The organism is Lutimonas sp., assembly GCF_051011215.1.
Classification (GTDB): domain Bacteria; phylum Bacteroidota; class Bacteroidia; order Flavobacteriales; family Flavobacteriaceae; genus Lutimonas.
The window spans coordinates 1-12,609 of the sequence record NZ_JBPCUJ010000154.1 but is presented as its reverse complement, the minus strand read 5'-3'; the positions used below and the strand labels follow the sequence as shown (position 1 = coordinate 12,609).

The following is a 12,609-nucleotide window of genomic DNA, read 5'->3' as shown; positions in this document are numbered from 1 at the left end:
TTGTTTACCGACACATAACAAGGATGTTTTCCTCCACTGCTAACTCTATCGCGCTCAATTAATTTCGTTTTATCTTCATCCCATTCAAAAACTGTAATTTCTCCTTCCAAGTTTTCATTTACCACATAGACATGGCGCTCATCATCATCAATACTTATAAAAGAAGGGTTTTCTGAATTTGCAACCAAACGAACGTTTGTCAATTCGCCAGTCACTTCGTTCAATTCAACACTGTAAACACCTTCACTTGAATTCGATGTATAAGTTCCTACAAGTAATTTTGACTGTTGCGCCATTTGGTCTTTTTTAATTGAACTTTGATTATCGTTTTTTTTATTGTCACAACTTATCATGGTGAATAAAAAATACACCGATAAAATTCTTGTAATTGATCTCATATCCAAATTAGTCCATTTTTAAATTTGGCTAAAAATAATACAATCATAAACAAAAACCAGGTAAAAAAAATTTAAACAATTTGCATAAATAATTAATGCCTCTTATTTATTGTCTCAACAACCGCCATTGCAGCCCTCTCCCCGGCAATCATTGCGGCATTAAGGGAAGCATTAAGTTGAGTATCACCTGCGAGAAATATTGTGGAGGTCAATCGCGTTTCTGAAGGTGACATTTCGTATTGCAAATTATTTAACTTGGGTAATGCTTTAGGGATATTGTAATGTTTTATGAATCTCAGAATGGTAATACTACAATGCTCTTTTAATTCCTTTGCCACCTGCTGAACAAGATCGACAGAAGATAAATGATGTCGTTTCACAATAGTCACTGATAAAAGATGTTTTCTTGGCTTTGATTCAGTTGCCAGCAACGTGGGATAGCAGATATTATTGATTAGGATATCTCTATCTGGAACCAGCCCTATCAAGGCTTTTGAATTGACCGTACTATCCACTTCATAATACAAGGTGTCACAAGATCTCCAGGTCACAGATTGTTTACGCAGACTTTTTATCAGATGACTCGCCTCAGTAGCCACAATCGTATAGTGACTTGTGAGTTTTTGACCTGAACTCAGCGTTAATTCTCCGTCCTTAATAAAGCTTACTTCTTCATTAAACATAAATGTAGTTCGTTCTAATTTTTGAGATAATTGTTTCGGAATGGCCTCCATACCCGATTTCGGCACCACCGCAAGCCCTTTTCCGAACATTTTATATACGAATTCAAACATCCTGCTGGAGGTATTCAAATCATCTTCCAAAAAAATACCTGCAAAAAAAGGCATAAAAAACTCATTGATAAAATTTTCAGAAAAACCTGTTTCTTTCAAATATTCCAGGGTAGTATTTTCTTTCCTATTGAATATATCATCGACAGTCTTATTTTTTAAGTGATAATTGAGTTTGAGCACATTTAACTTATCGGAAAATGTTCCTAGTTTAGAGAAAATTGTAGGAATCAATAAGGAAATATCCCGAAACGGATCACCAATTAAATACTTTTTACCAGATATAAATATACATGCTCCAGGGGCATATTTTTGTACTTCTAATTGCTCCAAATCTAGATACTTTTGAACAGCTGGATAGGCATCAAGTAGTACTTGAAATCCATGATCAAGCTGATATCCATCAATTACATCAGTTTTGACACGCCCTCCAACACGATCATTTGAATCAATAATAACAGGAGAATAACCATGACCTTCCAATACATGAGCGGCAATTAATCCACTAATTCCGGCACCGACAATAAACAGCTTTCGTTCTTGTTTTTTCATAAGTTATACTGAAAATTGGATTTATAATGATTCGACAAATCACTAAGTCAACAGTTTTAATTTTTGTTTAACATTTTAAGCCTAAAAATAAACAAAAATATAGATATCTTTACTTAATTCTAAAATAAATCCACACATGAACTCAATCGATAAAGCCAAATTAGCACCAAACAGAACTTCAGAAACAAATAAACAATCTATCTATGATATTGATATCAACGGTTTAAACGGCTTACCAGTTTCATTATCCAACTTTAAAGGAAAAAAAATACTCTTTGTCAATGTCGCCTCCGAATGCGGATTTACAAAACAATACAAAGATTTGCAAACCTTAAGTGACAGTTATCCGGATACACTTGCTATAATTGGCGTGCCTTGTAATCAATTTGGCAAACAAGAACCTGGAAATGCATCACAGATTCAAAAATTTTGTGAACTCAATTTTGGTGTTAAATTTTTACTTACAGAAAAAGTTGATGTTAAAGGTAGCAAGCAGCATCCTCTTTATCAATGGCTTACTTCAAAAAATCTCAACGGAAAAAAGAATTCCAGCGTAAAGTGGAATTTTCAAAAATATTTGCTGGATGAAAGCGGTAATCTGATTGATTATTATTTTTCCATCACCAAACCAATGAGCTCAAAAATTACGAAACATTTAAAATGAATATAGAGGTTCTTCGACTTTTATTAGATTTCGGATTAGTGGTGCTGATTTGGATTATTCAATGTATAGTATATCCAAGTTTTTTGTATTATAACCATAACAACTTAATAGATTGGCACAAAGTATATACGACTCGTTTTAGTCTGATTGTAGCTCCATTGATGGTATTTCAACTAGGAACATCCATCTATCAGTTGACAAGGTATTCTAATGAATATACTATCATAAGTCTTATAATCATTCTTATGCTCTGGATTTCAACGTTTCTACAATTTGTTCCAATACACGCAAGAATTTCAGAAGGGAAAGTAAATAAATCAATGTTGGAGTCACTGATAAAAAAGAATTGGATCAGAACCATACTTTGGTCATCGTTATTTCTTTATAGTTTATTTAACAGTAGCTTCATAGTTAAATCCTAACTTCAGAGAACCTTTTCAACTATCTAGTGAAAATAAGTAGCTTTCACTATTCTCAAGATGCTTATGTCGCTTTTCAACAGGCATTTTATCCAAGGTATGCACCAGCATTCCCAGTCTTGGATTTTTTTGAAAAAAATCTCTATGAACATCCATAAATCGCCAAAAAAGACCATCCCATATTTCCTGCCAGGATCCTTTTTTAAAATTACTCATTTTCATAAGATAATTACTACTGCTTATATAGGGTTTGGTCGACATCAATCCTCCATCTGCAAATTGACTCATACCGTATACGTTTGGCACCATCACCCAATCATAAGCGTCTATAAAAAGTTCCATAAACCATCGATATACCTCATCCGGATCAAATTCACAGAGCATCATAAAATTTCCAAGAATCATAAGCCTTTCAATATGGTGACAATAGCCAGTCTGCAATACTTTTTTTATGGTATTGTCAACGGGTTCAATACCCGTAGTTCCGGTATAAAATGAATCGGGAATTTTCCGTTTAAAATCCCAGAAATTACAGGTTCTTTGTTCTACTCCCCGTGCACAGTAAATACCTCGGATAAATTCCCTCCATCCTACTATTTGTCGAATGAATCCTTCTGTAGAATTAATAGGAATATCATTACTTTTCGCATACATTAAACTACGTTGAATAACTTCAGATGGCTGAATCAATCCTGTATTTAACATTGGAGTTAACATACTGTGATGCAACCAGGACGCATCTTTAACAATGGCATCTTCATAGGTTCCAAACTCGAAAAACCGAATTTCAAAAAATTGTTCAAGCCACTCCTCTGCATCCTTGAAATTTAAAGGATATAATGGCGTTTCATATAGCCTGCCCGGATTGTCATCATAATAGCGTTGTACATAATCTTTTGCCTCCTCAAAATAAGCATCGCTTTTTGGAAAGTAAATCGGAGGCGGCTTCTTTTTAACTGGGTACTTCTTTCTGTTTTCTGCATCATATGTCCACTTTCCTCCAATGGGTTGTTGATCCTCTGAAACCAAAATTTTACGCAATTTTCTTTGCTCTTTGTAAAAACTGGTCTGGTAATATTTTTTCTTATCAGCTCGAAAAAAAGGATACAGTTCTTGTTCTGAATTTAGAAACATGGGAGAATTGAATCGCTCATATTTTAATTGATGTTTGATACATGATTTCTTAATGCGCTGTTCCAGCCAGTAATCGGTAGGGTCTGTAAAACTTAATTTATCTAAGCCATCACTGGCCAGTTCTTTAATCAACAGACTTATGGCAGATCGATCTTGGAAGGCTTCAATATAGGTTACTTTAAAATCCTTTGCTTCTAAATAGTTTTGATAATATTTCATCGAAGCCCGGTGAAATAGAATTTTTTGTTTATGAAATGAATATTGATTAAAAAACAACTCTTCTTCAATCAAATAAATAATAACCTCCTTGTTTTTTACGGGGATTTCTTTAAAAAGTTGATGCGGAAATATCAGATGTATTGTTTTCATCTCTATTTGTTTCTTCTACATCGTTCGCTGCAGTACTTCACCTCTTCCCAATTTAATGCCCATTTTTTACGCCATGAAAAAGGCCGTTCGCAAACAACACATATCTTTTCAGGAAGCTGACTTTTTTTCATTTTTTTTGACTTCCAAACTAAAGGACGTATTCAATCGGCAGTAATTCCTTTTTACATTGTTTCCAATAAGCAAAAAAAGAAGGGAATTCACCACGTACAGAAAACATCCAGTCACGTTGTTCTTTTTCACCCTGATAATGCTCAACTAAAGGATGCTCCTTAAAATAAATCGTCTTTAACTTGTGCGTTAAAATTAATTCATCAAATTCACCAACAAAAACCTGAATATTCTTGATATTTCTGCTCAGATTCATCAGAAAATCAATGCTTTTTTTCGATACCGGGTATTTTTCAAAATGTGAAGGCTCCAGAATCAACACTCTGTTCACATCTTCATATTCCTTCCAACTAGGATCCATATTATAAAAATTATACAAACATGTAGGAAGTTCAGGATTAACAATAATATCCTTTTTCAAAGGCAAGGGAGTATGTAACACAAGTTGTGCTAATTCTACTAATTGTATGGGAACATTCATTGTGGCAAATGACCCATATGAAATATCCAGAAAGGTATTCTTTTGATCAGTAAAACAATACTTATTAATATTGTCTTGATTCGCATAGTATTTTTTCTGACCATAGGTTCCTGCTACCCATTGCCAGCTCAGGGCATTGCTTGCCCAGTCCGCATCAAGCAGGTGGTAATACATCCATTGAGCAGGCACACGCCAATGACTTCGAGCAATATTACTTGCCAAGGCAGCTATATACATTCTCATGTGATTGTGTAAATAACCCGTTTTATAAAAATCCAGAATTGCTTTATCTATAGCTTCTATTCCTGTGGTTGCCTCCAAAATAGAACTGGAAATAGACATGTTGCTCACCGGATGTTGATTCCTTTTGAAATCAGTATTAATCGCATCCTTTTTGGAAATCCAAACCTGTTGCCAATAATCACGCCAAGCCAATTCTTGAATGAACTTTTCCATTCGATCTGCGTGATACCCTTTGTCTACCAATCGGGAAAGGACAAATTTTGTAGAAATGACTCCTCTTGATATATAAGGAGATAAATATGATATCGCTCCATTCAGATAATTTCTGGATTTGGCATATTTAACAGGGTCTATCCGATCGATACGATCATTAATTTCCTTCATAGAAGTAGGAAACATTTCTATATCTTTTTCAATAGTCTTCATACGTATCGTTTACTTATTTTGTTGCCTGATATTCCTTTTTGTCTTGAGCATTTAAACCTTAACATATCTGGCGCGCGCTTTTTCAAGTGCTTTGAACTCGTTCTGCTATTCACTCGCTTTCTCCAGCGTTTAAAACTGCCAGGTCGCAAATGTATCCTCATCGTTTTAATCACCTCTTTCTCTGTCAAGTTGAACTGGTACTTAATTGCCTCGAAAGGAGTTCGATCTTCCCATGCCATTTCAATAATTCGATCCAATTCTCGGACTGTGAAATCTACTGAGTCTGTCATACTTTTTCCCAAATCTGATCCGCATTTAAGTAAAAGCTTCCCATGGCATTGAAACTGCATTCATGAGGTGCTATCAAGGATAAAAATAATTCTTCATTATCTCTTTTATACAAATGATATGTATCCCCTACTATCGGCTCGAAATTAAATTTGGCGCTAAAAATCAAATTATTAAATTCAAACTCTTCCATCATTTTATCGTATTCCTCTTTGATCTCTAAATACTTTGCCTGTACCTTCTGATTAACCTTACTAATACTCCTGTTTTTCCAAGAAACGGTGTCAGTCATAGTGATAACCGGAGCCCCCACTGAGGTTGCATATGGTTTTAGTGCAGCATCGTATTGTTGGGTATCAGAATTGAACACAACATTATCTGGTCTTTTCTTTGCTTCCATAAGTCAACAACTTAATTCATATTTGAAATCTGCTGAAGGATCTGATTTGCTTCAAAAGTTTTCTGATCGCTCATTCTTCGATTACTGGAGGAAAGCAAATACGCCTCTCTTAAAAGCTTTTCATATTGGCCCTGTAACTTTTCTTTATCAGTTTTCTTTTTAAATAATCCAAACATAGTATCGTATTTTGATGATGATTTCTACTTTTATAAGTCAGAATATGTCAAATATACAATTTTTGTTTAACTTATTAGCAATAAACTTAAACAAAATGTTTTAATTTCATTGGGAAGGCTTCAATTACATGGTCTAAATAGTCCTTCATGTAACAAACTATCTGAGGTAAACACCAAAATTAAAACAAAATGATCCACATGAAATTATGGTTTAATAGCGATAAAAAATAAGTAGCCATGTTTTAGCTTTTTTTTAACTTCGTAAACGCGTTTTTAAACACGGCATATGACTAAAATCATAGATATTCCTTGTTTACGGTTTTAGTTTTGTTTCTTGAAATTCATTTTATATGACAACATCGAAAAAAGCATGGGAACTCAAAGACAGCATTGTTCTTCTGCGAATTCTTATCGGCTGGCATTTTTTATACGAAGGAATCATTAAGCTTTATAATCCAGACTGGACGTCAATGGGTTATCTGGCATCCGCACAAGGACCTTTAAAACCCTTTTTTACAGCCTTGACAAATGAATCCATCATTGGATGGGTGGATGGCATGAACATGGCAGCGCTCATCATTGTTGGATTAACACTCACCCTTGGATTTCTGGAAAAAACTGGAGCCTTTATTGGAATAGGGTTGCTGGCGCTTTATTATTTGGCGCATCCATCATTCCCATGGCTCACCGAAGTTAACGTAGAAGGAAGCTATTGGTTTGTAAATAAAAACCTAATTGAATTGGTGGCCTGCATGATCATCTTCCAATTTCCAACAGCCAGGTATTTTGGTCTGAAACGCCTCTTTACTGCTGAGCAAAACACACTTAAAACAACATAACTATGAAATGGACAAGAAGAGATATCATCAAGGGTTTAGGTGGTTTACCCATTGCCGGAGCTATTTGGTGGGCCGGTGCCTCAAGCACCGTACAAAGTAGAAAAAAACGCACTGAACTGCTGGAACAATTAAACATAGAACCTTCATTACCCAATATATTACCTCCAATAGAAGGTCCTCCAATCAGGGTAGGCATCATAGGATTTGGAATACGCGGGGAACAATTATGTCGCTCTCTTGGTTTCGCAACCACTGAATGGTTACAAAATATGGAGAAAGCCGCTGATAAAAACCCAAAGCATTCTGCTTTAGCTGATTTTAAGAATCAGGAAAGATTAAACGTTCGTCTGGTCGCAGTTTGCGATGTGTTTGATGTTCGGGCTCAGGAAGTGATTGATTCTTTTTCTACGGATGATCAAGCTGTCAAACGCTTTCGAACCTATCAAGAAATGATACGCAGTGGTGAGGTAGATGCCATCATTATAGCAACACCGGATCACTGGCATGCACCGATGGCCATAGATGCTTTGGAAAACAATGTCCATGTTTATGTGGAGAAACCCATGACCCATACCATTGAAGAAACGTATCGCCTGCGGGAAGCTGCTAAAAAATCGAAAGCTCAATTGATGGTGGGTCATCAGCACCGTCAAACCTTGAGTTTCCAAACGGCAAAAGATGTGGTCAATAAAAATACCTTAGGGCATGTTTCAATGATCCAGACCAATACCAATAGAAACGACGATAACGGTGCCTGGAACTATGATATCGATAAAGATGCTAATGAACAAACCATTGACTGGGAACAGTTTTTGGGATCCGCACCTAAAATTCCTTTTAATAAGAATCACTTTTTCAGGTGGCGAAAATGGTGGGCCTATGGTTCTGGTTTATCCGGTGACCTTTTAACGCATGATTATGACCGTTTAAATTGTGTTTTAAACATGGGGATTCCAACATCCATTTCTGCCTCAGGAGGAATCTACACCCACAAGGATGGCAGAAATGTGCCAGATGTCTTACAGGCAAACATGGAGTTTCCTGACTTTAGCACGGGCCATAGCCAGGCCAAAGGAAAAGAGAAAGGAATGACCTTTATCTACAGCGCAACTTTAGGAAATAGTTTTAGCAGACCGACTATTCTTATGGGACATGATGCGACCATGGAACTGGGCAATCGCTTAACCATTTGGCCCGACGGACGTTCCACAAAATATGCTGAAATGCTGGAGGCACATACCATGAAGCCTTCAGTACCCATTTATCAATACGACCCAGGTGCCAATGTTCCCGATGCAATTTCATCTGCTACTTCTCAGTATTTTGCCGACAAAGGATTGATGTGGACCTATATTGACGGAGTTCGTGTCGATTCAACCTTTTTACATTTAAAAGAATGGTTGAGCGGTATTCGCAATGGAACCGAATTGAGTTGTGGCATCAAGGAAGGCTTTGAAGAAGCCATTACGGCGCATATGACCGGTCTTTCATGGAAACTAGGAAGACGCATAGAATGGGATCCCAAAACAGAAATGATCAAACCAATTGAAGGTGTTGATTTTGATGCTGTTTTGCTGGGCAGTGCTATTTATTAGAAGTATTGTAAACTAAAGGACCCAGGCAAGTAACAAACATTTTTATATTGTATCTCATATCAATAAGTATTGCCTATGTCTTTCTTTCTTGTATTGATTTATATCAATTAAATAATTGATAAGCCTCCAAATCGAACAAAAACTTTTGACTTCCGTATTATCTATCTTAATTAATATTGTCAGTAAGATACCCCAGAGGGTCCTGGCTGGAACAAGAGAATAAAAATCGACTAACTAATTTTAACAATATTCAGATCTGCTTTTTTTCAGGTCTCAAATAAAAGCTGAATTCAAAAAACGAATAATAAAAGAAACAAACGAAGATCAATTCGGGCCTAAAAGTCAAAATAACAGAAATATGCCAGAGAATAAATCCTCTCACACTAGAGGAAACTGGTATCACTGAATTCAACTCTGTTTTGTTCTTTGTAAAAAATGCATAAAGCTGCCCGCCACCAGCTATTAAACTCGCAATGATAATTAACGTAAGGCCCAGAATTGAATCACCTGCGATTTTATAACTCAACCATATGCTAATCACAACAAAAATGGTAGAAATACGAACTGCCCAATTCCATCCAAAAACGACTGGTAATGTCTTATAACCTGCCTTTCTATCTGCTGAAATGTCTTTGAGGTACCCTATCAATACAAAATGGGCGTAAGAAAAAAAACTTAAGGCAATCAGCTCCTGTAGATTTGTATCTGAAAGTATTTTAAGATTTTCACCCGTTAAAGAGATATAGCCCATAATAGGCAATAAGGCAACAATCCAGGCATTATAAAGTGGACCAGCAAACCAATAACGTTTTTTCACTATCGAATAGGATGCCAAGCCTGCTACTGAAAGAATGCAAAGCAAAATATTCCAAATATTTAGATACACTAATATTCCTGAAATCAAAAGCAAACCGATGAGACTAACTATCGTCACCCATTTTACACTGATCAAACCTTGAGAAAGGGGTCTATACGGAGCTGAAATCACATCCGTGTCTAATTGAAAACAATCTGTTAAAGCCTGTCCAAAACCATATCCTAAAAATAAGGGAATAAAAGCTAGTAATTGATCAAAAAGGTCAAAATTTCCAGTTCCTGCAATAGATATTCCAGCGAATCCTGATATACCTGAAACAAACATCAAGTAAGGCCTCATTTGAATGAGATATGCCTTCCAAAATGCTCCAGTATAAGGCTTAAGATATTGAGTGCTATTTTCCATAAACAATCATTTACTGCATTCTATTGATAGCCTTCGGTAAGATGGAATAACTTACTTCTTTGGCCATTTCGATCTCTCCATCAAACTCGACTGGGATTAATACCTTTGACTTTATGAATAATTCCTTGACAAAACAGGAATGTCTTTTCTTTCTACCCGAAAAGACTCCCTTATGCAAATCTTTCATTACCATTATCAATTCTTGCTTATTCATATTTTCACAAAAATTCAATCCCATTCTCCCATCATTTGATAAGATCTTCTGATCAAATCTCATCTTGCCTGAAATATGCCGCGTTTTTAAAACTGCCAGATAACTGATAACACGCTCTTTTTCCAGCCCCTTATATTTCATGCACAAACGGTAATTTTTAAAATTAAAAATTGACTTTATTGTTGTGTATAAAATAGTAAGATTTGTCCATCTTGATTTTAAATTATGGATGATGAAGTCTTCTTTATTAAAGAGCCAATTGGCGCTGGCACCTACCCCAATACTTGAATTTCCTAAAAACAACTTTTTATTTAATTTTTGATTTTCATCCATGAATAAGGCGAGCCCAAGATCAACTGGCGTTACATTATTAACATCAATTTTTAATGGGATATCCTTTATACTTCTGGTTACAGGCTTCAACAGATCATTACTAGACCCTAAACCAATAAATCCAATATTCAGTTCAGACATGATAATTTTGGGATCATGTAGCAAAGTGTTCAGGATCATATTTGCAGTCCCATCACCTCCTGCGCTTATTATATTTCTCAAACCGTTATTCACTATCTGATCATGAATACAAGTTTTTATATCAAAAGGAATAGTGAATTTGATAATTTCTGTTGTCCCGGGCATTAACCGCAAGATGTCTCCGGCTATCAGCTCCCACTTCTTTTTAGCCTTTTTATGATTAGCATCCAGATTTACCAATATCAGTACTTTCATTTTATCTTTCAAATTCAAAAAATTCAACTATACTCAATAATCTATCCGTTTCTATATCAAACTTAAAGACATCTAACATCAAGAGATAGTCTTTGTCCATTTGTAACTCCAAACGTATTCAATAAACTGTAAGGCATCCTGCTGATAGCAATAGGATTAAATAATTTATATACGAAATCATCTTTGGTGCAGCAAATATTCAAATATTGAATATTTCTTTTCTGTAAAACATCTAACGCTTCGTTTACAGAGCCAATATTTGATTTATTAAAATGATATAAAGTAGCAAATTTCAACACATCTCCAGTTACAGGTATTTTTTTTGTTTTTGACTTAAAACTATTAATCGATTTAATCCCCATATTTAAAAAACAGGTCATATCCTGAATTTTTAGCTGGTAAGTGGAATATGTTTTCCAAATCTTAATACCATTTTCGGTTTCGATAATATATTTTTTTAACTTTTCTGAGTTACCTAACATTTCAATTGATAAAAGTTGATCACTCAATGCAAGGTTTGAATATTTCACCCTTTTAAATGTTGGCACCGTCAAATAGATAAAGTTGTATGCCTGCCATTCTCGTGATATGAAATGAACAACACTTGTCATGGTTTCATTGCTTGATTTGAAAGTTGTAAAGTATTCTGATATTCCATTGTCAGCCAAATAAACATCAATCAAATGTTTTGCAAATTCCTTAGCAATTCCCCTGTTCTGATATGGAGGAGCCACCTTTAGATCATAACCGAACCCTACGTCTGTTATAATGTTCTCAATCATAAGAGGTACTATCGATACCGCAGAAACACCAATAATCTCAGTTCTATTTTGGTTAAGTGCTACAAAAACATCGTATCTATCAAATATTTTTGACCGGCTTAAAAATTCAGGTCTCACCATTTCAAGCTTCACACCTTTGCCTTGAGGTGTACTATGTTCCAAATCAAGTAAACCACTTTCATGTTCAGCCTTGTATGCATCAATATGATAGGATAGTTTTCTCATTTTTTAAGTTCTAAAGAAATTACCTGATACATACCTGTTTGCTCCTGCTCAGTCAAATCTATTACAGAACCGAATTCTGTTTCCAGATCATTCATTTGTCCAATTTCCATACGATTTCTCAAAAAAGCCCGAAGCACAACCACTGTACCGTTTAGAGTTTTATGATTTATTTGCAGTAGTAATTTCTTCATATAACCAAGCTTTTTAAAACTCAAAATATCTGATAATGAAAAAAAACAATGAGTTGATTGATCAAATTCGAAGTCCTTACAGAACTCCAAAACATCCTCCTGATGAAAATATATTTCAAAATCTTTTTCTTCCATTTTTATTTTCACTTTTTCCAATACTTTTGTGTCCATTGAAGGTGGTAGAAAATCTTTAGCCATCTCATCAAAACCTCCCTTAAACACAAGGTGAAACATACAGTTGGAAATGACCTTACTCTCTGTTATTGTGTGATGAAAGGCATCTGGAATTCGATATTGTTCTGCATCCTTGGCTATAAAAGACGGATCTTGATTTCCTGCAGA

Annotated in this window: 15 protein-coding genes; 3 read left to right on the top strand and 12 right to left on the bottom strand. The window is 35.3% G+C overall.

Annotated elements, in window-relative coordinates:
* Both ACR2MV_RS14755 and ACR2MV_RS14750 read right to left on the bottom strand, forming a co-directional pair.
* A partial coding sequence (locus ACR2MV_RS14755) for a lactonase family protein (protein ID WP_434022866.1) occupies window positions 1-296 on the bottom strand: 296 nt, incomplete at its 3' end.
* A gap of 194 nt (window positions 297-490) precedes the next feature.
* On the bottom strand, window positions 491-1,741 hold the full coding sequence (locus ACR2MV_RS14750) for an FAD-dependent oxidoreductase (RefSeq protein WP_434022864.1): 1,251 nt from the start codon (window positions 1,739-1,741) through the stop codon (window positions 491-493).
* A gap of 136 nt (window positions 1,742-1,877) precedes the next feature.
* On the opposite strand from ACR2MV_RS14750, the gene ACR2MV_RS14745 reads away from it, so the two are divergent.
* The gene (locus ACR2MV_RS14745) at window positions 1,878-2,405 is read left to right on the top strand and encodes a glutathione peroxidase (protein ID WP_434022862.1); all 528 of its coding nucleotides are present in this window, start codon (window positions 1,878-1,880) and stop codon (window positions 2,403-2,405) included.
* A 437-nt stretch (window positions 2,406-2,842) separates the two neighbouring features.
* On the opposite strand, the gene ACR2MV_RS14740 is transcribed toward ACR2MV_RS14745, so the two are convergent.
* Genes ACR2MV_RS14740 through ACR2MV_RS14715 form a run of 6 tightly spaced genes read right to left on the bottom strand, consistent with a single transcriptional unit; the run spans window position 2,843 to window position 6,470 of the window.
* Entirely contained in the window at window positions 2,843-4,327 is a 1,485-nt protein-coding gene (locus tag ACR2MV_RS14740; RefSeq protein ID WP_434022861.1) for a cryptochrome/photolyase family protein, read from the bottom strand.
* 2 nt (window positions 4,328-4,329) lie between these two features.
* A complete protein-coding gene (locus ACR2MV_RS14735; protein WP_434022860.1) occupies window positions 4,330-4,458 on the bottom strand; it encodes a DUF2256 domain-containing protein in 129 nt (42 codons plus the stop codon).
* Window positions 4,459-4,475: 17 nt separating this feature from the next.
* Window positions 4,476-5,606, bottom strand: a complete 1,131-nt coding sequence (locus tag ACR2MV_RS14730; protein WP_434022859.1) for an FAD-binding domain-containing protein — start codon at window positions 5,604-5,606, stop codon at window positions 4,476-4,478.
* Window positions 5,603-5,896: a TIGR03643 family protein gene (locus tag ACR2MV_RS14725; protein ID WP_434022858.1), complete on the bottom strand. Its 294-nt coding sequence runs from the start codon at window positions 5,894-5,896 to the stop codon at window positions 5,603-5,605. Before ACR2MV_RS14725 ends, ACR2MV_RS14730 begins: the two co-directional genes overlap by 4 nt.
* Complete coding sequence (locus tag ACR2MV_RS14720) at window positions 5,893-6,294, bottom strand: DUF2452 domain-containing protein (protein ID WP_434022857.1); 402 nt, start codon at window positions 6,292-6,294, stop codon at window positions 5,893-5,895. The genes ACR2MV_RS14725 and ACR2MV_RS14720 overlap by 4 nt, the downstream gene beginning before the upstream one ends.
* Window positions 6,295-6,305: 11 nt before the next feature.
* Window positions 6,306-6,470 (bottom strand): Lacal_2735 family protein, encoded by a 165-nt coding sequence (locus ACR2MV_RS14715; RefSeq protein ID WP_434022856.1) that lies wholly within the window; start codon window positions 6,468-6,470, stop codon window positions 6,306-6,308.
* 350 nt (window positions 6,471-6,820) lie between these two features.
* Between ACR2MV_RS14715 and ACR2MV_RS14710 the strand changes: the two genes are divergently transcribed.
* On the top strand, window positions 6,821-7,309 hold the full coding sequence (locus ACR2MV_RS14710) for a DoxX subfamily (RefSeq protein ID WP_434022854.1): 489 nt from the start codon (window positions 6,821-6,823) through the stop codon (window positions 7,307-7,309).
* A gap of 2 nt (window positions 7,310-7,311) precedes the next feature.
* Entirely contained in the window at window positions 7,312-8,904 is a 1,593-nt protein-coding gene (locus ACR2MV_RS14705; protein ID WP_434022852.1) for a Gfo/Idh/MocA family protein, read from the top strand.
* A 250-nt stretch (window positions 8,905-9,154) separates the two neighbouring features.
* Here ACR2MV_RS14705 and ACR2MV_RS14700 read toward each other — a convergent pair whose 3' ends face one another.
* The 4 genes from ACR2MV_RS14700 to ACR2MV_RS14685 all read right to left on the bottom strand — a co-directional run.
* Window positions 9,155-10,126 carry a UbiA family prenyltransferase gene (locus tag ACR2MV_RS14700; RefSeq protein ID WP_434022851.1) on the bottom strand — a complete coding sequence of 324 codons (972 nt, stop codon included), beginning with the start codon at window positions 10,124-10,126 and terminating at the stop codon, window positions 9,155-9,157.
* A 10-nt stretch (window positions 10,127-10,136) separates the two neighbouring features.
* On the bottom strand, window positions 10,137-11,069 hold the full coding sequence (locus tag ACR2MV_RS14695) for a diacylglycerol/lipid kinase family protein (RefSeq protein WP_434022850.1): 933 nt from the start codon (window positions 11,067-11,069) through the stop codon (window positions 10,137-10,139).
* Between the two features lie 62 nt (window positions 11,070-11,131).
* Entirely contained in the window at window positions 11,132-12,076 is a 945-nt protein-coding gene (locus ACR2MV_RS14690; protein ID WP_434022848.1) for a GNAT family N-acetyltransferase, read from the bottom strand.
* A partial coding sequence (locus ACR2MV_RS14685) for a hypothetical protein (RefSeq protein ID WP_434022847.1) occupies window positions 12,073-12,609 on the bottom strand: 537 nt, incomplete at its 5' end. The genes ACR2MV_RS14685 and ACR2MV_RS14690, both read right to left, overlap by 4 nt.